The 21,279-nt window shown below is 65.7% G+C and carries 16 protein-coding genes, 3 tRNA genes and 4 pseudogenes; 13 read left to right on the forward strand and 10 right to left on the reverse strand.

Features of this window, described 5'->3' with window-relative positions:
• Positions 1–28 precede the first annotated feature (28 nt).
• Both ACZ7L0_RS14155 and ACZ7L0_RS14160 read right to left on the reverse strand, forming a co-directional pair.
• On the reverse strand, positions 29–1,483 hold the full coding sequence (locus ACZ7L0_RS14155) for an FGGY family carbohydrate kinase (RefSeq protein WP_471242718.1): 1,455 nt from the start codon (positions 1,481–1,483) through the stop codon (positions 29–31).
• Positions 1,484–1,534: 51 nt separating this feature from the next.
• Positions 1,535–1,840 carry a YtxH domain-containing protein gene (locus ACZ7L0_RS14160; RefSeq protein ID WP_471242719.1) on the reverse strand — a complete coding sequence of 102 codons (306 nt, stop codon included), beginning with the start codon at positions 1,838–1,840 and terminating at the stop codon, positions 1,535–1,537.
• Between the two features lie 157 nt (positions 1,841–1,997).
• On the opposite strand from ACZ7L0_RS14160, the gene ACZ7L0_RS14165 reads away from it, so the two are divergent.
• The 7 genes and pseudogenes from ACZ7L0_RS14165 to ACZ7L0_RS14195 all read left to right on the forward strand — a co-directional run bounded on the left by ACZ7L0_RS14165 (position 1,998) and on the right by ACZ7L0_RS14195 (position 5,301).
• Positions 1,998–2,070, forward strand: a tRNA-Asn gene (locus ACZ7L0_RS14165).
• Positions 2,071–2,075: 5 nt separating this feature from the next.
• Positions 2,076–2,148, forward strand: a tRNA-Asn gene (locus ACZ7L0_RS14170).
• A 177-nt stretch (positions 2,149–2,325) separates the two neighbouring features.
• Positions 2,326–2,402, forward strand: a tRNA-Ile gene (locus tag ACZ7L0_RS14175).
• 1,531 nt (positions 2,403–3,933) lie between these two features.
• Positions 3,934–4,185 (forward strand): annotated as a pseudogene (locus ACZ7L0_RS14180) (major capsid protein); the annotation flags it as partial.
• 92 nt (positions 4,186–4,277) lie between these two features.
• On the forward strand, positions 4,278–4,607 hold the full coding sequence (locus tag ACZ7L0_RS14185) for a major capsid protein (RefSeq protein WP_471242720.1): 330 nt from the start codon (positions 4,278–4,280) through the stop codon (positions 4,605–4,607).
• Between the two features lie 5 nt (positions 4,608–4,612).
• Positions 4,613–4,894: a hypothetical protein gene (locus ACZ7L0_RS14190; RefSeq protein ID WP_471242721.1), complete on the forward strand. Its 282-nt coding sequence runs from the start codon at positions 4,613–4,615 to the stop codon at positions 4,892–4,894.
• Positions 4,895–4,977: 83 nt separating this feature from the next.
• Positions 4,978–5,301 (forward strand): hypothetical protein, encoded by a 324-nt coding sequence (locus tag ACZ7L0_RS14195; RefSeq protein ID WP_471242722.1) that lies wholly within the window; start codon positions 4,978–4,980, stop codon positions 5,299–5,301.
• Between the two features lie 47 nt (positions 5,302–5,348).
• Here ACZ7L0_RS14195 and ACZ7L0_RS14200 read toward each other — a convergent pair whose 3' ends face one another.
• Entirely contained in the window at positions 5,349–6,095 is a 747-nt protein-coding gene (locus ACZ7L0_RS14200) for an Eco29kI family restriction endonuclease (protein ID WP_471242723.1), read from the reverse strand.
• Positions 6,096–6,211: 116 nt separating this feature from the next.
• Positions 6,212–7,054: a GIY-YIG nuclease family protein gene (locus ACZ7L0_RS14205; RefSeq protein WP_471242724.1), complete on the reverse strand. Its 843-nt coding sequence runs from the start codon at positions 7,052–7,054 to the stop codon at positions 6,212–6,214.
• Positions 7,055–7,169: 115 nt separating this feature from the next.
• Here ACZ7L0_RS14205 and ACZ7L0_RS14210 point away from each other — a divergent pair, with 115 nt between their 5' ends.
• A complete protein-coding gene (locus tag ACZ7L0_RS14210) occupies positions 7,170–8,504 on the forward strand; it encodes a DNA cytosine methyltransferase (RefSeq protein ID WP_471242725.1) in 1,335 nt (444 codons plus the stop codon).
• Between the two features lie 137 nt (positions 8,505–8,641).
• Positions 8,642–9,316, forward strand: a complete 675-nt coding sequence (locus tag ACZ7L0_RS14215; RefSeq protein ID WP_471242726.1) for a very short patch repair endonuclease — start codon at positions 8,642–8,644, stop codon at positions 9,314–9,316.
• Between the two features lie 338 nt (positions 9,317–9,654).
• Here the strand turns inward: ACZ7L0_RS14215 and ACZ7L0_RS14220 are convergent, their stop codons facing one another.
• The 4 genes and pseudogenes from ACZ7L0_RS14220 to ACZ7L0_RS14235 form a co-directional block, all read right to left on the reverse strand.
• Complete coding sequence (locus tag ACZ7L0_RS14220) at positions 9,655–10,482, reverse strand: phospholipase D-like domain-containing protein (RefSeq protein WP_471242727.1); 828 nt, start codon at positions 10,480–10,482, stop codon at positions 9,655–9,657.
• Positions 10,458–12,326: a hypothetical protein gene (locus ACZ7L0_RS14225; RefSeq protein WP_471242728.1), complete on the reverse strand. Its 1,869-nt coding sequence runs from the start codon at positions 12,324–12,326 to the stop codon at positions 10,458–10,460. Before ACZ7L0_RS14225 ends, ACZ7L0_RS14220 begins: the two co-directional genes overlap by 25 nt.
• Positions 12,327–12,390: 64 nt before the next feature.
• The gene (locus ACZ7L0_RS14230) at positions 12,391–15,882 is read right to left on the reverse strand and encodes a hypothetical protein (protein WP_471242729.1); all 3,492 of its coding nucleotides are present in this window, start codon (positions 15,880–15,882) and stop codon (positions 12,391–12,393) included.
• Between the two features lie 176 nt (positions 15,883–16,058).
• Positions 16,059–16,667, reverse strand: a pseudogene (locus ACZ7L0_RS14235) (DISARM anti-phage system protein DrmE domain-containing protein); the annotation flags it as partial.
• Positions 16,668–17,828: 1,161 nt separating this feature from the next.
• Between ACZ7L0_RS14235 and ACZ7L0_RS14240 the strand changes: the two are divergent.
• The 4 genes and pseudogenes from ACZ7L0_RS14240 to ACZ7L0_RS14255 all read left to right on the forward strand — a co-directional run bounded on the left by ACZ7L0_RS14240 (position 17,829) and on the right by ACZ7L0_RS14255 (position 19,959).
• The gene (locus ACZ7L0_RS14240) at positions 17,829–18,746 is read left to right on the forward strand and encodes an SRA domain-containing endonuclease (RefSeq protein WP_471242730.1); all 918 of its coding nucleotides are present in this window, start codon (positions 17,829–17,831) and stop codon (positions 18,744–18,746) included.
• A gap of 125 nt (positions 18,747–18,871) precedes the next feature.
• Positions 18,872–19,048, forward strand: coding sequence for a hypothetical protein (locus ACZ7L0_RS14245; RefSeq protein ID WP_466691730.1), 177 nt, complete (start codon positions 18,872–18,874; stop codon positions 19,046–19,048).
• A 100-nt stretch (positions 19,049–19,148) separates the two neighbouring features.
• Positions 19,149–19,286 (forward strand): annotated as a pseudogene (locus ACZ7L0_RS14250) (IS5/IS1182 family transposase); the annotation flags it as partial.
• Positions 19,287–19,578: 292 nt separating this feature from the next.
• A complete protein-coding gene (locus ACZ7L0_RS14255; protein WP_471242731.1) occupies positions 19,579–19,959 on the forward strand; it encodes a hypothetical protein in 381 nt (126 codons plus the stop codon).
• 453 nt (positions 19,960–20,412) lie between these two features.
• Here the strand turns inward: ACZ7L0_RS14255 and ACZ7L0_RS14260 are convergent, their stop codons facing one another.
• A complete protein-coding gene (locus ACZ7L0_RS14260; RefSeq protein ID WP_471242756.1) occupies positions 20,413–20,871 on the reverse strand; it encodes a PIN domain-containing protein in 459 nt (152 codons plus the stop codon).
• 62 nt (positions 20,872–20,933) lie between these two features.
• Positions 20,934–21,146, reverse strand: a pseudogene (locus ACZ7L0_RS14265) (type II toxin-antitoxin system VapB family antitoxin); the annotation flags it as partial.
• Positions 21,147–21,279 lie beyond the last annotated feature (133 nt).

A 21,279-nucleotide genomic window follows, 5' to 3' on the forward strand; every position in this document is an offset into this window, starting at 1 on the left:
GGGGCGGCCAGGGGGGTGTCCTGTCCCCTTAGGGGCGAAACGCCCCCGGGTGGGTCTGCTCCCGGACCGACACGAACTGCTGTCGCACGGCCTGGCCCACCGCCAGTTCCTCACCCGGCTCCAGCACCTGTGCGGCGGCGCCCTGCCACAGGGGCGGGGTACGCGGGTCGAGGGTGCCCTGGGAGACGCCGAGCGCCCAGGCGGCCTGCCGGGCGGCGCCGATCGCGGCGTAGTCGGCGGGCTGCGGTACGACGACCTGCGCGCCGAACAGCGAGGGCGCCGCGGCCTGCACGGCGGGCAGCTCGGCGGCCCCGCCCAGCAGGAAGATCCGCCGTACGTCCACACCCCGGCCGCGCAGCACGTCGAGCGCGTCGGCGAGCCCGCACAGCATGCCCTCGAACGCGGCCCGCGCCAGATGCTCGGGCTTCATCGACTCGCGGCGCAGCCCGGCGAGGGTTCCGGCGGTGTGCGGGAGACTCGGCGTCCGCTCACCCTCCAGGTAGGGCAGCATCACCAGCCCGTGCGAGCCCGGTGTCGACTTCATCGCCAGGTCGGACAGGCCCTCCAGGTCGGACAGGCCGAGGAGTTCGGCGGTGCCGCGCAGGGTCCGTACCGCGTTCAGGGTGGTGACGACGGGCAGGTGCATACCGGTGGCGTCGGCCAGCGAGGTGATCATCCCGCTCTGGTCGGTGAGCGCCTCCGGGTGGACGGCCATCACCGACCCGGACGCCCCCAGGGACACCACCGCGTCCCCGAGGCCGAGGCCCAGACCGAAGGCGGCGGCCATCGTCTCGCCGGTCCCGGCGGAGATCAGCAGCCCCTCCGGCGTCGTACCGGCCGCGTCGGACGGGCCGATCACGTCGGGCAGGACGGCCTGGTGACCGAGCGCCAGCTCGACCAGGTCCGGGCGGTAACCGCCGGTCGCCGCGGACCAGTACCCGGTCCCGGAGGCGCCCCCGCGATCAGTGGTTCTCCTCACAGGCCGCCCCAGCAACTGCCACACGAGCCAGTCGTGCGCCTGCAGCAGGACCGCCGTCCGCAGGGCGTTCTCCGGCTCGCTCTTGGCGAGCCAGCGCAGCTTGGTGACGGGCTGAGCGGCCTGCGGGACGCACCCCACGGCCTGCGCCCACGCCTCGCGTCCGCCCAGCGCGTCCACCAGGTCGGCCGCCGCGACCTGCGCCCGCTTGTCGCCGCCGACCATCGCAGGGCGCACGGTGGCGCCCTGCGCGTCGAGCGGGATCAGCGCGTTCTGCTGGGCGGAGACCCCGATGGCCTGCACCCCTTCGAGCAGCCCGCCGCCGGCCGCCTCGCCCAGGGACAGCAGCCAGGCCTGTGGATCCACGTCGCTGGGCCGCCCCCCGCCGTCCGGGCCCTCCATCGGGTGCGGCGCATAGCCCTGCCTCAGCACGGCCCCGGTGTCCGCGTCACAGACGACGATGCGAGTGAAATCGGGTGAACTGTCCAACCCGGCGACTATCCCCATGGCGAAAATTCTGCCGTACGGCGGGGGGTGACCGTGTCGCCTCGGACGTCCCTAGGTGTTGCTGGTGCCCCAGTCGTCCTCTCCGGGGCCGTGTCCGTTCCTGTCCCGCAGGGACCGGACCCGATGGGCGACCGCTTCGGGGACCCGGTCGCCGACCTTGTCGCTGACCGTGTGCAGAGCCTTGCCCGCGATCTCCCGGCCCTGCTGGGCCGCGGTCTCGGCGGTGTTGCGGACGGCCGGGTTCTGCGCGATCTGCCGCGCGGACTTCTTCAGCGTCTCGTAGCGCTCGCGTCCGGCCTTCGTGCCCAGGATGTAACCCAGGGCGAGACCGGCGACGAACGTGAGCCGGTAGCGCATGACGACCATCCTTCCCATGCGTAGGTCTCTGGTGCGGCTTCGGCGCCGGAGGTACCGATTGGCGGAGCACCCCCCTGCTTGCGCTAATGTATGTGTCGCAGCGAGCGCGCGCCCCCTGGCGAATACCCAGGTAGGTACGTTCGATGCAACGAGGCATTCCTCCGTAGCTCAATTGGCAGAGCAGCCGGCTGTTAACCGGCAGGTTACTGGTTCGAGTCCAGTCGGGGGAGCTCGGTCCTCCGTAGCTCAATTGGCAGAGCAGCCGGCTGTTAACCGGCAGGTTACTGGTTCGAGTCCAGTCGGGGGAGCATGCTGAACGAGGACCCTTCGGGGTCCTTTTTCATGTCCGGGGGAACCGCCGCGCCCCCGCCGCAGTCCTCAAGGTCATGAGGGGCCGCGGGAAGCCGACCATCCGAGGCAGGAGATCGTATGAGCGGCTATGCTGCGGCAGACGGCGCGCACACATGTACGCGACACGCCGCTATGGGGCGGTAGCTCAGCCGGTTAGAGCAGCGGACTCATAATCCGTCGGCCGTGGGTTCGAGTCCCACCCGCCCCACCACTTAGTGGTCATGCAGGAACGTTCTGACCAGGCGTTTCGTCGGTCAGCAGCACGTCCGTAGCGATCTTGACGGCCTCTCTGGTCGCGGTTTCAAGATCATGAGGACACGTTGAGGACGCTTATTTCCTACATAACCCGCAAGTCGGATATGCCCTTTTTGCCTTCTCTGAGTTCTCGAGTAGCTCCCCAGACAGCTCTTGCCGCCCCAGCCGGGTGCCGGCGTACTCCCGCTCCAGCTCCTCGCGTGCCGCAGCCGATAGGCTCGCGTCGTTCTCCCGCATGTTCACACGGGTAAGCACCACCTGCGGGGCGTCCCGCCCGGGCGGCGCTTCGGCGGTCTGCTTTGGTGGCGCTCGGAGCGGAGGGCGAGGACCTGGCGCCCGTGGAGCGCCTGCTGGCCGTGGACGACGAGGATGCGGATAGGCGCAGGTCTAGGCGGCGGCCGAAAGTCTGCGTGCGCGCCGTCCGGAGCGTTCGGTGCATTCCGCAAGCCGGCGCCGGCGGCTCCTGCCGGTGCACCGGCAGGGCGAGGCGCGACACGTACGGCGCCGCTATCAAGGCCTAGTGTGGCCGGGCTGGAGATGGCCAAGCGTCGTGGACTGATTCCGGAGTTCAGCGACTCCGCTGCGAGGTAGCCCCGGGCCCGGGACGTGGGGGACCATGCCCCCTGAACCTCGTGGACGGCATCGCCTCCGTGGGCGGTGTGCGGATTCGTGGCCGCGGCGTCCATGGAGACACGCATATGACCATCCAGACCGTCTCGAAGTCCGAGTACACGACCGCCAACCGTGAGTGGCTGGCGTCCCTGCACGACACCGACTCGACTGACACCGTCACCCTCGACCTGAACCGTTCTGCGACGGCACGCACTACGTGTGCGGCGACGGCTGAGAGCCGTACGGCAGGATCCTGTCCGCTGTGCTGGTCGGCACGGTCGCAGACTCCGGCCTGTACGGGCCGTACTACCCGGAGGCGATCTGTGGCCGCCAGATCCTGCGCGGCTTAATCATCCCCGAGGCCCTGTTCGCCCTGGGGTAGACCCGTGTTACGGCCGTGCTGCTGTGGCACGGCGCGGTGAAGGCGTCGAAGGTGCCGGGCGGCATCGACATGTCCCAGCTCGTGTGCCACCCGCGTGCCGCGCAGATCCGCTTTGTGTGAGCGGGGGTGTGAGCTGTGACGATTCAGGACCTGCTGAAGGACGTCTCCGTCATGGACGTGACGACGTTCGCCAGGGCGATCCCGTCCCCGAAGGACTTCCTCCCAGACGTCTTCCCAACAATGGAGATGCGGGAGGTCAAGTGGCGTACGAAGGACTCAGGCCGGTACGTCAACGTCGCCAAGTGCTGGGCGTTCAACGCGTCGGTGCCGTTCGCCACCCGTGAGGCGTGGCAGACGTCCCGCGAGGGTGCTCTGCCCGCGCAGGGACAGAAGCTCGTCGTCTCCGAGCAGGAGCAGATCCTGCTGGAGAACTCCCACGGCTCGGATCAGGACCGGCTGATCCGAGCTGCTGTACGACGACGTGGAACGTCACGTGGAGGCGATCCGCTCCCGGTTGGAGCTGGCGGCCGGCGACGTGCTCGCGGACGGGAAGTTCTCGCTGGTGCAGGAGAGCGGGCTGACGCTGGAGGTGGATTGGAACGTTCCCGCCGAGAACATGCCGGTCGCCGCGCGGCCGTGGTCGGACCCGATCGCGGATGAGCTGCGGTGGATTCAGCACCTGGACGACATCGGCGCTCCGGAACCGGAGCTGGTGATCACCTCGCGGAAGGCGTTCAGCTACCTGGCGGCGAACAACGCCTACGGGGCGGCGTACTACGGCAGCGTGAACCCGTCTACCACGCCAACGACCACGCTCACACCGCAGAAGATCAAGTGGTGCGCCGCAACTACAACCTGCCGCCGATCCAGTTCTATAAGGCGCAGGTGCGGGTGGACGGCAAGCCCCGCAAGGTGCTGCCCGAGGACCTGTGGATTCTGGTGCCGCCGGAGCGGGAGAAGTGGGCCCAGCCGATGTTCGGGGTAACGGCGGAGGCCCTGGTGCTGTCCCGTGGTACGAACCCGGAGATCATCCGGGAGGACGCACCGGGCCTGATAATCACCCGCAGTGTTCAGGATGACCCGGTCCAGATCTGGACCAAGCCTGCTGCGGTCGGCATGCCGGTCATGCACACCCCGGAGGCGCACATTGTGGCGAAGGTGCTCTGATACAGGTGCGCCGACTGATCGCCGCCGTGTACGTGAAGGACCCGACGACCCACGAGAACCTGATCCTGCTTCCGGGCGAGAGCCCGGCGTCGGAGATCGCCGTGCTGGTGACGAACCCGGACGCCTGGGATGGGCCGCTGCAGGACGACGCCGAGACAGAGCCGATCACTGTTGGTGAGTCGGATCCGACCGCGGGCGCCGCTGAGCCGGATTCAGCGCGGGGCGAGACCGGCGGGGGCGGCGCGAAGAAGTCGCCGTCGCGGCGGACACGCTCCTCCTCCGCGTAATACGCTCCCGAGTACGGCCCGGAGCCAGTCTCCCCCGTCTGGCTCCGGGCCGTGCCTCATGTTGAGGGATGTGGCTCTGGTGGATGAGTTCCAGCGGTCGTGGCTGCTCGCGCAGCTCGGACCGGACGCCGACCCTGCTGACCTGGAACGCCGCTTCTTCCGGCTGGGATCTGTGCGCGGTCGCGCTCGAGGTACTGGGCGAGCGGCGCGCGAAGCTCCTCGCCGACCCCCTGAAAGTCAGCGTCGATGGCGTAGTGACCATGGATCTGCAGGAGAACTTGCGCGGCATGGAGCGGCACATCGAACAGGTCCGCCAAGCCCCCGCCCCCGATGGCACTGACGAGGAAGAGGACGGGGACGAGTCGATTGTGGTGACATGGCTGACCGCCGCCAGCCGCTACCGATAGCCCTCAGCCTTGAACGCACCGCCGCCCGGACGCAGCGTGAGCCGACTTCAGTGAGTGGCGTCTTCACTCGCGACCTGTGCGGGAATGCCCACGAAGTGCGCCTTGATCAATTGGCGCGATTGCTCGGGCGACCGGGCGCTTGGTTTCTTCATACGTTTCGGATGTGACCACCAGCGGCCTGGATGTAGATCATCCCACGCGGGCCTTGCCTGCTTGTCAAAGCGGCCGGCCCCCGGATTGTGGTTGCCGAAGCCGTCGACGACAGTGTTCCAAACAGGGCGATGGTGCCGGATCATAACGCGCTCCGCGAGGCTGACGAAGGCTTCGATCGCTACGAGGTAACGCGCGTGAAAGAACTGGATATCAAGATCGCTGTCGAGCCGAGCGACTTGTTCTATGGAGTCCTTATGCTCATCCAGGCGATCAAAGAGGGCGCGCGTTGGCGCGTTCAGATCGGTTGTGCCTTTGCGTTCCCCCTCGCGGCGAGCTTGGCCCACGTAGATAGGGGTGCCCCCAAAAGGTTTGACGATCGGCTTGTAGAGCGGATGAGGGCCCGAGTAATAGATGGCGTAGACACCGGCGCCGAGGGTGGGCGCGATGGAAGCCAGCGGTTCGATCGGGCGGCGCAGCAATTGCGCCTCGACGCTGCGGCCGAGGTTTTCCAGGTCGAGAGGGTTGTACTCTTCGTGCCGCTGCGCGCCATCCATCCAACTGGCGGGCTTGGGCTTCCTCCGTAGGGGAGCGGGAGGCGGTTCGGCCTCGAGCCAGGAGGACAGGGTGCTTGGCGTGGTCATGAGGGCTCCGGGATGTGAGCAGCGTTTGACGACGAGTGCGGCCGTCGAGTGCTCGCGTGGCTACTCGCGGTGTACACCCACGCCGCCTGGAAGCGGCTGTGGGTCGAACTGGTTGACTACGCGTCTTCGTCGGTTTCCTCGGCCTCATCGATAGGGCCGGGGGGCTCAGCCTCTGGCGCCGTCTCGAACGACTCCGTGCCGCGGTAGTAGTGCCAGGCGCTCGGATACTCGCGGGGGCTGTCGTCGTACATGATCACGTAGCCCATCAGGGCGACGATCTGCCAGGAGTCTGGTATCTCCTTCGCGATCAATCCGAAGACGGAGTCCGCCGTCATATCCGCTTCAGGGATCGTCACCAATCGCTGCTTGAAGAGAGGCGACTTCTGATACCTGAAGTTGTACGGAAGGCCGGTCTTCATCTCGTCCAGCAACTTCTGAAGGGTTACGACACCTGGTGTGAGCCCATCGACCGTACGTTCCAGGTCGATGGGGAAGAGCATGTCGAAGTGGTTGGCCTTGAGGACTGTGCTGTCACGATTCCGGCCAGGGTCCTTGTTGCCGAAGCCGTTGTTGTTCCATGGGATCTGGCCGGCTTCTTTGTGGTGCGTGATGAGCAGCTGCTCCGGTGCGAGGGCGGAGAAGTCCTCCGCGACGTAGAGGCAAGAGAACTCCACGTCTCGCAAGGAGATGCCGCGACGTCCGCCGATCTTGCGGAGGTGCTGACGTAGCCTGACGGGTATCGATTTGTCCGCCTTGCCCACGTAGACGAACTCGCCATTGAGGTAGAGCTGGTAGACCCCGGGCTTCTCCTTGAGGTCGTCGATGCTGTCCTCGGCCAACGGGGCCCGGTCCAGTCCCTCAAGCGCGTCCGCGAGCTGATCGCCGAGGGCCTTGGTGATGCTCAGGGTGAAGTCTCTGTGGTACTTGGCCCCGTCATCGGACTCGACTGCCGGCGTCATCCAAGCGTCCTTTCGCTCAAGTGATCACCGGCACCCTATCCGCGATCGGGAAAGCGAAGAGAAACTTCTCGCCATACCCGCAGCAAGATCGACAACTCCGCGGTATGCTTTCGCCATGCCTGATCAGCTTGGAGAGCAAACTAGGGACCGCACCAGCGTCGAGCTGTTCGCGGGCGCTGGCGGCTTGGCGCTGGGCGTTCAACGCGCGGGCTTCCGTCCGCTCCTCTATAACGAGTTCGACAAGCGAGCGGGCGAGACCCTGGAGGCCAACGGGGCCAAGCCCCGTGGCGACGAGGAACGGATCCCCAAGCCCGGCGAGCCCTGCCCCTTGGTTGTGGGCGACGTCCGAGAGCTGTCCATGGAGTACCTGCGCGACGCCGAGGTCGACGTCCTCGCGGGTGGTCCGCCCTGTCAGCCCTTCAGCCTCGGGGGCGCCCACAAGGGTACCGAGGACGCGCGCAACATGTTCCCCCAGATGTTCAGGGCGGTTCGGCAGATCAGGCCCAAGGCCGTGATCTGCGAGAACGTCCGTGGGTTGCTTCGCCCCTCGTTCAAGCGGTACTTCGACTACATCCAGCGGGAGCTGGAATTGCCTTTCGAGGAACGCGCGGACGGGGCGTCGTGGGAAGAGCACGACGAGATCCTGAAGCGACGTCGGGAGGAAGAGCCTCGCGATCCATCCGAGAGGTACGAGGTCATCATGACCCCGGTGAACGCCGCTGACTACGGCGTGCCACAGATCAGGCACCGGGTCATCCTCGTCGCGTTCCGGGCGGACTTGAACGTCGATATCGAGGCCTTCAAGAGGGCGGTGCGTCCCCAGTACTCGGAAGAGGCGCTGATCCGCTCCATGCTGGACGGGTCCTACTGGAAGCGTCATCGAGCCATCCGGGAGGTGCTGGACCACGTTGTGGAACGCGTCCACGCGCGGCTGCCGAAGGAGCTGCCACAGGAGCTGCCGCAGGACGAGGACGGCGAGAAGAAGCCCTGGCGGACCCTTCGCGACGCGATCGCCGGAATCGATGGGAACAAGCCCCTACCCCCCGTCCCCGAGGAGCTCTTCGATCGCAAGGAGCACTACTTGGGGGGCTTTACCTACCACATCGGCTGGCCCGGTGCCCGTATCTACGACGGCCACACACCCAACGAGCTGGACAGGCCGGCGAAGACGGTCAAGGCTGGCGTGCACGGTGTACCCGGTGGGGAATCGGTCATGCTCCTGGACGACAGAGAGCCGGACCCCGAAGCCCCTAACGGCTGGAAGTACAAGCACCGCTACATGACCGTTCGAGAGACCGCTCGCGTTATGACATTCCCGGATGACCACAAGCTAGAAGGTCCTCGCGGAGAGAAGATGCGGCAACTCGGCAACGCCGTCCCCGTTCTGCTCGGCGAGGTCTTCGCCAAGGCCGTGGCCGCCGCCCTGGACGAGGCGGAGAGCCGTAGGTGACCGGTATGGCACCAAACGAGCCAAGCCGATGGAAGGGCAAGCCGCCACCCGCCCGCGCGTGGAAGGGCCGAGAGGGACGAAGCCGTGAGGCGCTGGCGGCCGAGCAGGACCGTGCCGCTGGTGGACGGCACCGGCGCATGGTCGACCTGGGCGACGGACGCTTCGCGCGCGCTTCCATCGAGCTGAAGGTCCTCCCCAAGACACGCCGTATCCGGGCTTATCTCCGGTGGTCCGACAAGGGCCGCTCACCCGCTGAGTACGTGGGCGAGGTCGCGCACGACACACGTGGCGCCAACCTGGCTCAGGCATGGGAGATGGCGAGGGACGCCGGGCTCCTCGCAGAGGAGTCGCCGCCCGAGCGGTCCTGGGCCACTTCGCCGGCCGTCCGGTCTGTGATGCGGGGTAACCGCGGCAGGGACACGAAGCCAGAGATCCGGCTTCGCTCGCTCCTCCATCGGGCGGGCCTGCGCTATCGCGTGGGAATTAGGCCACTTCCTCAACTGCGCAGGACGGCCGATATCGTCTTTCCCAAAGCGCGTATCGCGGTCTTCGTCGATGGCTGTTTCTGGCACGGCTGCCCTGAGCACCACCGACCCTCCACGAAGAACATCGATTTCTGGCGCGAGAAGATCGAGGGAAACCGCAAGCGAGACGCCGAGACTGACAGCCTCCTGCGTCAGGCTGGCTGGACGATCATCCGTGTCTGGGAGCATGATGACCCAGTCGACGCGGCCAACCGGGTCATCGCGCTTCTTCGCCCAGAGCGCGCGACGGCTGAACGCGCGGGGCTACAAACCATGCCCACCCAGTAGGTCCTCGACCGAGTCGTCAAAACGGCGCAGCACGATCCGGCCGTCCCTGTCGCTGAAGGCGAGCACCTTGGACCCGGGGTTTAGGCCGGCCTCGGCCAACAGCCCCATGGGCAACTCAACGGTTCCGTCCGCTTGGACGGTTAGCTCTGCTGGTTCGCGGATCATATGGCTGAGTGTGCCACGCGGCCCTCTGCCACGGTCGACCGCTTCGCACCCGTCCTTCCTGACCTTGAGTCGTGGATCATAAGTGGCCTCTCGGGTACGCCTAGGCACCACCAATGCCTAGGTACTCGGGCCCTACCCGAGCGGGGTGACCGGCGGAAGGACCTTTAAGAGGCTTACACGAGTGACCTTCGTATGAGCTCATCAGCCACCACGTGGAGCCAACGCGAGAGCGACCAAACCCGTCTTCCTCGCAGCAGCACGCCTGCTTCGGCGTTTGACGAAGTGCCTCCAGGCGTGAGATTGGCGGATCCGACGTACGCCAGATGTTCGTCCGCGAGTAAGACCTTGAAGTGGACACCTAGGCCAGCTTCGTCCCACGAGCAGATTTTGAGGCGACCACCGTTCGCGCCCGCGGCCTCACGAAGAATGGACACGGAGTCGATATTGGGGTCGGAACGCTTTGGTGCCGAAACACCCAACGCCCTTGTGATCACGACCGCGCGCCCTCCATTCGCCAACAGATCGGCCAGAGCGGGCGCCAGCGCGGAGACGAAGGATGGGTGCAGATAAGGCGCGGCCATCACCAGTCGGTCCTTGGCGCTCTCAGCGACCATGCGGAGCGTAGGCTCCGTATCGAGAGGGAGTCCCGGGCCGCCATTGTCCCGGGACATCGCGCTCAGTGAATCACGCAAGAAGGTCGGAACGGTCAAGACTAGCTCCCAGTTGTCCTCGACTGACATCGCGACCATGGCGTGGGCTTGAGCGAGAAGCAGCGGTGCCGATTCGGTAAGGCGGCTGTCTTCCTGGAGCACGCCAGCGTGGACGAGGGCGTGGGTCACGAGGCGTTGATCCGTCACCGCGTTGGCGACCTGCTCAATCACTTTCGCCGCGGTGGCGCCGGCGGCCGCGAGGCTGGTCGCGGCCGCCGCGACGCGGACAGGGTCCGCCGCTTGCTGGAGAAGGGAGACGAGAGGTCTCAGTGGCTCCAGTACCCGCGCCACCGCCGCTCTTCCTTTCGTCCAGACTTGACTGGTGTCCTCGCGGGGGAGGCGGACAGCGGCAGTGTGCCGAAGAGCAGGTTGCGGTCCAACACGGTGTTGAACCTCGCGCAAGCGACCTCGGAGATGTGAAGGCAGGCGGCGCACGCTCCACCGAAGTCCCGTCGACACGGGGGGTCGAAGACGCAACGGGTCTCCGCGTCCAACTCACGCAAGGCGTCCTCAAGATCGAAGCGATAGACGTGCTCCAGCCCGCCAAGGGTGAATTCGCTTCGAGTGTTCGCGTAGATCAGGTAGCCGCAATTCGCCGGGAAGAGGTACTCCGCCAGCGAATCGACATTAAGCCCGCACCTGCTGGCCATGGCTTTCATGGTGCGATGCGCCATCGAGTGGACAAGGCCGAGTAGCGCCCGGCTGATCGGGTTCTCGGGGGCGTTGAAGACATCGACTACCGGGTCGGCTACCGAGAAGATCCAACGCTGAGCGTCTTCCTGCGTACGCACGCCCGGATCCGCGACGAGACCGGAGTCGACGAGCCACTTCACCACGGCGAGTTTGTCCAGCTCGAACAGCAAGCCCTCGGTCTCCGTACGGACGCCATACATCGGGAACTTGCTGTCCCGGCCAGCGGGGAAGAATCGGAACTGCTGCGTAGTCTGGGTTCCCCGACGGGTCGTCGCGACAGCCTTGCTGCTGATCCTGGTGTATCCGGCGACGATGTAAGCGATCGGGAGCTCTCGCAGCAGGGTCACGTCGGCGAACCCGTAGTGGGTGAAGAGCTTGCGGTACCGCCGGTAGATGGGCTCAAGCTCAGTTCCCTCGTCGCCGTCCAGCAGTTCCTGAGACGTCAGGGGCTTGGCGTCCCAGGCCAACCCAAGCTGACGGCACTCCTCACCGAACTCCTCAATCGTGTCTGGATCCCGTCCGAGGGAGTCGACCTGTGCGTCCCACGCGGGCGCGTCTCCCTCCTTCTTCTTGGCCTCAGCGATGAGTTGGTTATAGAGATCATCGCCGGCCTTCAGGCCGAGCGTCGCGGCCATCTCGCGTGCTTGTTCCACGGCGCCTCCCGTGGCGGTGGAGCCTCCTCCCCGTCGTAGTCCTTCCGCGCCCTTGGGTAGGAGGCCAAGACTCTGAGCCACAGCGGCCGCGTACACGCGCTTGTGGGCCAGGGCCCCATAGGTGCCCCGAGTCGGCGGGTTGATGACGGTGATCTGCTGGGGGTAGTAGACCGATGTCTGTGGCACACGCATCACCTGAGGGCGACCCTCGCGACAGGTAGAGCACCACTTGACGATCGGCTGGTCGGAGCGCCTTTGGCAACGACCGCACATCCAGTACCACCGGTACGTGTTCAAGTCGCGGGTGTTGCAGAGCCGCATCGCGCCCTGGCAACCGGAGGCACATCGCGGCACCGAGAGCTCCTTCAGGAGGCCACACTCATGTACCTCACCCCAGGAGAATTGGGCCATAACCCCGTGGCTGGATACCGAGCAGGCCGGCGCCGGGTCACTCGCTCGGACGGTCTTGAGGAGGCCACACGCACGGCAGATAAAGGTGTTGGGGAAACGCGTGGCACGCAGGTCCTCCGCCTTCACGAGCTTGAACTGTCCGCGTTCGATCGCGTGTAGTTCAGATCCCGACCTGGGGCCACCCTTCGCCGCGGCGGCGAACGGCAGGAGGAGGCGGTTGAGTTGCGGAGCGACCCAACCCTCGGGCACATCGAGGGCGGTCACCTGCCGGGGTGGCTGGCCGATGACCGATCCCTTGGAGGACCAGTTGTATGGCTGGCCGGGCATGTAGCGCCACAGGGCTTGAATATTACTGCGACTGAGCTGTTCGAAGGCCATGACGGACTCTCTGGAGAGACGTGATTGAGAACGGCTGGTGCGGCACGCTGGCTTGCGCGGCCGACTACAACTCGCCGTAGATGATCAGAGGTTCCTCGATATCCCGGAGAGACCGGGGCACGGACGGGTTCAACAAGGTGGGCAGCCTGTCACCAGCCTCCGCCCGCAGTGGGACCGTGGTCAGGTGTTCGTCCACCCACGAATCGATGGCCTGCCGGTGCATGCGGTGGTAGACGCTGGTGTCGTTGATGCCGAAACCGTGACGCAGGAGCGAGACGAGCAGCTTCTTGTCGATGAAGCCGGCGTTCACGGCGTCACGGAAGGCCGTGGAGTCCGCCAATGAGCGTCGCCTCGGCGCTCCCGTAATCCAGGCACGGTCGAGCACCTGGAGCAGCCACGCCATCAATCCGCCTGGCAAGACTCGCTTGAGTACGGGTACCGACTCGCGGTTGACGGGAACCTTGTGGACGAGCCGGTCCAGGTACCTGATCCACTCGGGGTAGTAGCGAAAGACGCTGGCGTCCCGGTCGCGACTCGGGTTGATCACGTTTACGACCAGGCCCGGGTGTCGTCGCCCGACACGCGCGGACGCTTGGATGATCTCGGAGGCCTGAGTCGGGGTTCCCATGACGGCCATGACGCCGAGTCGTGAGACGTCGAATCCATGCCCGATCGCCTTCGTGGCAGCGATGATCTTGACACGCTCGGATTCGTCGTCAGGACGTTCAACCAGCCGGGTAACCGCCCCGCGAATGGCCGAGGGACTGGCGTCGCCGTTAATGATCGCGAGGTTGTCACGGCTGACTAGGAGGTCGCTCACCGCGGGGTCCCGGGTGAAGCTCGTCAAGTCCTCATTGCGTAGACAGTACGTGACCAGCACCTCGTAGAGGTCTTCGCCGGCCTTTCGAGCCTCCTCCACGATGTCGGGTTCGTTGGCGTCCAGGCCGGCTTCCGTCACGACGCTCTTAGGGTTGGTGCACAGGTCACGTACCCACCGGTCGTGGACGACGGCGACCTCTCGGGTGGCCGTAATCATCGTGCTCGCCCGGGAGCGCACGCCGAGGTAGCGGCGCAGCGGATCGCCAATCTCGGTGGTGGACCAGAATGTCTCTCCCGCCTCCGGACCGTTGACGGGGAAGCGCCTCGCGTCCCGGTCGTAGAGGTGGCGCACCTGGTTCTTGTATCCCTCGATCGTCGCGGTGGCCCCAACGATCTGGAACGGGTCGTTGTTCAGGTGCTCGCTGATCTTTTGGAGTAGTGACTCGTACATGCCGTCGAGGGCGCCAAGGCTCTCATCGAGCAAGTGGAGCTCGTCCGCGATTTCCAGGCGTACATGCCCGAATCCCTTCGGCACGGGGAGCCGGTTCTCACGGCACCCGTACACCGCACACCAGTTGGGATTGGACGAGTATCCGTGCTTAGGGCAGACGGAGTGAGGCCGCCCGAGCAAAATCTGGAACGCCTGATTTTGGCCGAGTTGTGCGAGTTTGTCTACGGTGCCCACAAGGACAGCGGGTGCCCGGCGATAGATATCGTCGTCCACGCCCCATACCGGCAACACCCCCGAGAGCCGACAATCGTCGTTCTCGCAAATGTGACGCATGGTGTGGCTGGGATCGTCCCACCGTACCGCGAGCGGGCAGCGGCACAACGGGCACTCGTCCAGCACTCGACAGGTCTCCGCTGTCTCAGGTGACGTGGGATCGGGCCCGTGGTAGCTGTTGTTGCCAGGTTTGTACAGCTTGTTCGGTGTGTTGCCGCCGCCAACGAAGTAACCGATGCCGAACGCCCCCGTGTGGCGAATGCGTGGGTCTTTCCGCCGCAGGACCTCCGCGTGCAGCACCATCTTCGCGAATCGCTCTGTTTGCTGGAGGGCCAGCAGGCGCAGGGGGAAGCGAGCCCACACCTGCGTCCCGCGGGTGACGCCGGTGTACCTGCCGTAGAACAGAGTGACCAGCATCAATCCGAGGTAGGCCTCCGACTTGCCACCACCTGTCTGGAACCAGACGATGTTGACCTCGCGGTGCTTCCTGGGGTCGACCATGCCGGGGAGGCAGCCGACGATCCAGGCGATCTGGAAAGGTCGCCAGGCCGTGTACTCGTTCTCCGCGGCAGCTTTGACCACCTTGTTCGTCGCCACGAAGGCGGCCAGCGCATCGGGGTTGGCGCGTAGGGTCTCGAGCCCAGCGCGGACCCAGCTGGCCTCCGCTCGGGCGTCCAGAGCGGCCCCCTCCGCCTCGGCGCGCGCCTCGTCGTTCCAACTGCGGGCCTTATGGAGGGCATCGAGAGCGGACGCGCCCCAATTGTCCTCAACCCATACGTCAAGGAGATCCACGAGTCTCGCGACTGTCCCGATCGGATCCGCGATGAGCGAGTCGAAGGTGGTGTCAATAAGGGTCTCTCGTCCGTCGGCGTCCTTGGACCTCGTCCTGGGATGCGCGCGCCAGGTCGGTTGTTCAGCCGCGAACTCCGTGCGAAGAACCGTCCGTTCCCCCACCGTCTCGCACGTGACCGGAGAGGCGTGCCCGAAGGCTGAGACCGTTCGTTCGTAACGATGCGACTGGGCTACCTGCTCCAGCTCGTACGGCACGATGGGCGCATCAACGGTCGCCGAGAGGACGACCTCGTAGAGGCGAGTATCCAGGTATGCCTCGTCGTAGGGCCGATTGCCGTCGACCAACTGATCTCGCGGAGCCGGCGTGGTGTTCACGACGGAGACGAAGATCTCGTAGAAGCCGTCTACGGGCCTCACCTCGACCTCAACAGCGGCCCGATGCTCAGGTGGAGTGAGGTCATCGGGAGCCAACAAATTGTGAGCTGCGTAGGAAGCCCACGTTCGTTCGTCGATAAGGTCGTGATCGCGCGGCAGCGAACCAACGGGCGGGCCGGCCAGACGCTGCCGGTAGAGCTCCCGCTGCTGTCGCGCTGTCGCCGAGCGCATCGCCGTAGCGATCTCGCTCTCCCCCGCCCGAACCGAACGCGCCTCGCCTGAGTCCAAGGGAATCGCGACCTTGACCGGGGTCATCGAGATCTTCGTCCACACTTGAGCCAGCGGGTATCCCGGCGTCTGGCCGTTTCCAAAGGTGGACACTCGTGTTCGCGGCGCGGGAGCGGCGGCGGGGACATCGCGGGCGTGGTCCGCCGCCGCGGAGCCAAGCTCGTCAGCGACGTCGAAACCGTGGGTACTCGCGTCTGTTGCCATAGACGCGCGCTGCTCGTCGACCGTTGGGTGCAGCGCGAGGAAGGCGGACGCGCTGACTTCGACGGTCAGCTCACTTGGCAACCTCCGTACGCGGAAGGTGAAACCTTGCGCGGGAGGGGTGATCTGGAGGCCGCGAAAACCGGCGTTCGTCTCCTGGATCATCTTCGGCTCGCTCGCGAGCATGCCGAGCCACAGGCGCTTCTGAGGCCGGTCGGAGAGGCGGGTGCCGTTAGGGATTGAAGTGCCTACGGCCTCGCTGACGACGCGGCGCGAGAGGCTCGCGAGCAGGGCGTCGTATCGCTGGGCAGGCGTATTGGCCGGCGCGGACGCACGGCCATGAGGGAATGCCGACATGGCGAAGCTCCTGTGCTGTGAACGGTAGGCGTATAGCCGGTTGGCCCGTCCGGGGGGAGACCCCCTCGCGTGACCCTCATGTCGGTTAAGTCGAAGAAGAGCTAAGTGCGTAACTGCGCGGCTTTAGATGGCCGACACTTTAGCGCGGCACACTAGCCGGTGTAGGCCGAACCGGCTCAATCGGTACTACTTTTAAGCCAGTTGAGTGACAAGCTCACTCGCTTCGTTCGAGGGAGCAGGCGCCCCACCTCGTACGCCGCGACGGTGCGCGGGCTTCGATCGACCGCCCCGACGGTATGCGCCGTCACGCTATCCAGTAGATCCGAGACGCGGAGCCCCAGGTTCACGTCGACCAGCATCTCGTTGGGGCGCGGGTCGGTTCCGCTGATCTGGGAGGACAACCAGCGTCCCGCCTTACGGTGCACGATCTGCAGCGTCTTCAACGCCCAGCCGACTCTCTCCGGTTGGGCGAGCAGTACCCAGTCCTGCACGGCGATGGCGAACCGCCGTACATCGGCCGGATCCTGCGGGCCGTTGACCTCGCCTCTCACCCATGAGCCAATCGCCTGTTCCGAGGTGATCGACGTGCCGCGCATTCGGCGGAGAATGTCACGGTATGTCATTCCGGACCGCGCGACGAGCCGCGCTCTGCGGTGCCAAAAATCGACCAGTACCGCCAACGGGGCGTACGCGGCTGTCTCCGACAGCTTTCCAATGACCGCACCAAGAAGGTCGCGTCGCGCGTCGTGATCGACCAGGAAGATGACATCCCCAGGGAGAAGCGACTTGGGCGACTCTTTGGAGCTCCATCCCTCTCCGCCGTGTCAGCACGTCATTGGCGGCGGCAAAGAGGAGCCCGTCGCGATCCTCGCCATACAACTCGATGGCCAGGACTGCCACTTCCGTCTGGGTCAAGCTGCCGACGACGCGAGTGGGGGCCAGCGGGTCGCGCCCTGGGCCGCGTTCATCGACGACCCGCCGTAACAACTCTGGGACGCGCGCGTCGAACGGGTCCCACTGGCTTGTGTCGTCAGGCAACCGCGGCCAGGCCATCGGCAGAACCTCGACTTCCCCAGCGAGGAGCCGTACGTCTGTCTCAGGAAGGCGTCCATTGGAGGCGGTCAGAACGGACAGGCGTGGCGCTGAACACGTCGTCGTCTCCTCACGGATACTCCTCAACGCCGAACGCGCCCAAGTAGCCTGTCTCAGTGCCCGCTGGCATTCGAAGGGTCCGGTGGTCAGCACGGACAGCAGGGGGGCGGGCGGTAGCGCCAGCAGTCCCGCTCGGCCACGCGGCACTGGTCCCGGCACCCGAATCTCGCTTACATCGGACGCCCTGGCCGTCGATACGGCCTCGCCGAGGCGGACGGCGTAGGGGCCGTCGTCGTTGAGGATCCGGCGGACAGCCATTACCACGCCGTGGTGATCAAGACGTCGCCGAGTTCACGCCGCTCGGTTCCCGGCCTCGTCATCCCCGGTGATCGCGGCGACCTGCCCGGCTCGGTTGTAGTCGTACGCAGCCAGCAGGCTATACGCGGCGAGTCGGCGCAGATCCATGTCGGGAATCCAGGATGAGTCTTCCGCCCAGGTGTTGCGCCCCCCGGCGCGGGTCGGCCATGACTGGCTTGTAGTCCAGCCAGCTCCAGATGTCAGTCCCGCCGGGCGACTGACCGGCGGCGCCCGGCTGCTGGTCGCGGGCAACGGCGGCAGCGCCGCCCAGCGATCAGCTCGCGCAGGCGCAGCCGGCCCCGGCGCCAAAGGCGACACGCTACCTACCCGAAGCCCACCCAAGTGACCTACCATAACGGTTTCGTAACCCTTCCTAGGGTATCGCAGGGTCTTTCGGGAGAGTTTCAGCACGTAGAAGCAGCTCAGGCATCCGTGATCTGCATGTGACGACCCGAAGTCACCCTCTCTGTTCAGGGTGACTGGGCTAGCCTTTGTGCATGGGAGGTGAGGCGGTGGTCAAGGATGAGCTAAAGGTGGGCGAGGTAGTAGCGCGGCGCGATCTGCACGCGCGCTTCGGCGGTACGCCTCAAGGCGGTATCTCGCCGTCGACGCAAGTACAGATGGTGATGGCCTTTGTCGCCGAGCGACCAATCCCTGACGGCCTCACGGGGTGGGGAGATGACGGGATCTTCCACTTCTTGGGCGTCGGCATGAACGGCGACCAGGAGATGACGCGAGGGAACCTGGCACTGCTGCGCCATAGGGAGCAGGGCCGCGCGGTGCACCTGTTCCACCAGCTCCCCAGGCATTCAGATGAACCAGGTCGGCTCTATCGCCACCTGGGGGGCTTCGAGGTCGACTCTGAGCAGCCGTACTACATCGCGGACGCACCAGATGTGAACGGCCATATGCGGACGGTGATCATCTTCCGCCTGCGGCCGGTAGGAGCTACCGTCCCCGACGGACCCCGCTTGCCGGTCACTCCGCTGACTGAAACACGCATCACCAAGGCACCCGAGATCACCGTTGCCCGTGTCCGTCGACAGCCCCAGGAATCCACAAACGACATCCTCCGACGCCTGACCGGGGACTACGCGAGCCATCTGCACGATCTCGGACGGGAGGTCGTCAGCGCACAGGTGCGAGTGAAGGGCGAAACCAGAATTGCCCGCGTCGATCTTCTGGACGCCACCGAGAACAGACTCATCGAGGTGAAACACAACACCACCCGACAGTCAGTTCGAAGTGCGATCGGCGCCCTCATGGACTATCGCCGCTTCTTCCACCCGACTCCCACTCTCACGCTGCTCGTGCCCGCAGCGCCAAGAGAGGACCTGCTCGACCTCTGCGCGTCCCTGTGTATCGAGGTCGTATGGCCGAAGCTTGAAGGAGGCTTCACGTCGACCCATGACTAACGGCTGAGGCAGTAAGCGCACTGCAATGCGCTGCCGCCCCAGCCGCCGTCTGGTTACCACAGGGGTCCTAGTCGCTGTGAGTAACCGTGTGCCCTTGTCCAGCAACGAACAGGAGCTACTCCATTATGTGCGAAAACAGCGCCGTGCCCGAAGTCGGCAACGGTCACGACAACACCGCGGCCCGAATCTACGGGCTCGCCCTGGTGGCTGGCGTGCTGCTGATCATCTTCGGCGACACCAGCCCGGTCGAAGCGTCGGGATTCGTCTCCCCGTTCCTGGTCATGTTCGAGCAGCGTCGCTAGCTTCACCCTGTCGGCCGCCCCGCCCTGGGGCGGACGACACCTCACCCGAACGGCTAGCTCCCATTACCCACAGCGCCTCTCCGGGTGGTCAGCCCCGCACTGCCAAGCAGTGACGGTGCTGGCGGACGGTGCCTACCTCAACTGCGGCATGGCGGTGCCGCACCGCAAACGCCCTGGGCGGCCCCTGCTGAAGGGCGAGGAAGAAGACAACGCTGAGCACCGCAGGGTCCGCGCCCGGGCTGTAGCGCAGTCTTCGGGTGGCACGAAGGTTGTACGGCGGTTGTGCGACTGAGCCTTGGCGTTCTGTATCTCCACACTGGGGCGGTAAGGCGATGGGCGACACCGCGCTTACCGGCCGCAGGTAGCCCAGGCCGAGTTCGCTGGCCATGAAGGCTTCTTGAGCTGCCGGGAGCGCGGGTCACCTCAGGACGGGCCAGCAGTTGCGCCAAACTCACGCCTCGTAGGGAGTCGGCTTCTCAGCGACGGTTTCGTCGGTGTGGACTCTCTGGGAAGGCACTACCGGCAGCCGCATGGCGACGTTCGACCTGGCCAAGTGCAACGGCGAGACGCTGCCGGCGGCCCTCGCGAAGGCACGCGAGCAGATGAGCCGCGCCCGCGCGGAGGCGATCAAGGCCGCCCAGGACTACGGCCTGACCAAGGCCCAGGTCGAAGGCGTCGCGGACAGCCTCGGCCTGCTGCCGTCGGCGCCGAACGCGCCGTCGCGCGGGACCTGGAGGCCGCCGCTGAAGCGGCAGTGCAGCGAACCGACTTGGCACGCTTCCAGGCCCTGGCCGTTCGTCCCACCCCTGTACGCGTCTCGTGCCGGAGTGCCCGGCAGATATGAGGAGTCACTTTACGTGGTCTGGTTTCTCGCCGGGCCGGGTGGGCTGGGTAGGAGGTCACGCCAGTAGCTGCCATACACGAAGTGACCTGCCGTGATCGTCCCATGGCGCTCCGCTCGGCCCCTGTAGGGACTCGGTGAGGACGCGTTGGGGACGCAAAGACGGGAACAGACTGGCAAAGGGTCCAGAGCACCAGCAGATGGCACGCACTGTGAGCTGCGAAAACGCCAAGAATCAACGTGGAAGAGCAAGGTCCGCCAAGATCCTCAAAGGACTCATAATCCGTCGGCCGTGGGTTCGAGTCCCACCCGCCCCACCTTTGCAGGTCTCTGACCTGCGGAAACGTTCCTCGTGAGGTGTTGGACCGTCAACTTTCGCTGAACGGAATGAATCCGCTGCTCGCGAGTTCGGAGCGGGGTGAGGATCTTGCTCCCTCGCCGGGCAGACGTCGCGCTGACCTGCGGGAATGCTGACGAGCGGAGCTTGAGTCGACGAGTCGGCAACATCTCCGCGACCTCATTTTCATGATCGTGGGGACGTGTTGGGGACGCGGGGTTTCAGTGGGGTCCGTCGGCCTCCGTCCGCGGGCTCTGCGTTCGGCGTCCGGAAGGCCTCCGACCGGGACTGCCTACCGGATTCGACCACAGCTTCGAGGAGCCTGATCGCACCGGCACCAGGACGTGAGGGGCTGGTGCGCGCGGACGGAAACTGCCCGAACTGAAACGGCCCAGGTGTCCCCTTGGCCGTCAGATGTTCCTGGACGATGCGGGAGCGGTGGTAGACGCCGTCCGGCATGGGGCACCAGGCGTGGTGGGCGTCGAGCGCCGCTTTCAACCGCGTACGGTTTGCGGTCGAGCGGACTGAGTGCAGGACTTCCAGTTCGGTGAGGTCGCAGATCGCGACGAGGCCGGCGCCGATTCTGTCGCCCCGTTCGGTCGTGTTCTGGCGGAGCAGGACGCGGACGAGGGCGGAGGTGTCGATGAGGTAGTCGGCGGCGGTCGCTTGTCCGCTTTGGTGTCGGGGACGTTGCCTGTCGTGCTCGTGGGCTGGTACTTGCTCTTGTCCAGGAGGAGGTCCATGTCCAGCGCGCCTTCGGCCGCCAGGGTGCGGGCCTCGTCGAGCGCGCGAAGACGCCGGTAACGGGCCGTGACCTCCTGCAGGGCGGCGTTGATGGTGTGGCGTTTGGTGGTGGTGCCGAGTTCCTTGGCGGCTTCTTCCAGTGCTTCGTCGTCGAGATCGATGACCGTACGGCTCACGATGTGACCTCCTCGGCTATGACCCTCGACGGAACTAGTAGTGCTTCGTTACGTCGGGTGATCTCGCCTGGTGTTGGGCATCTTCTAAGCATGAGGCTGGGGGAAGTGGAACGACTCCGGGGTGAGTTATCGG

The organism is Streptomyces sp. NPDC039424, assembly GCF_055639495.1.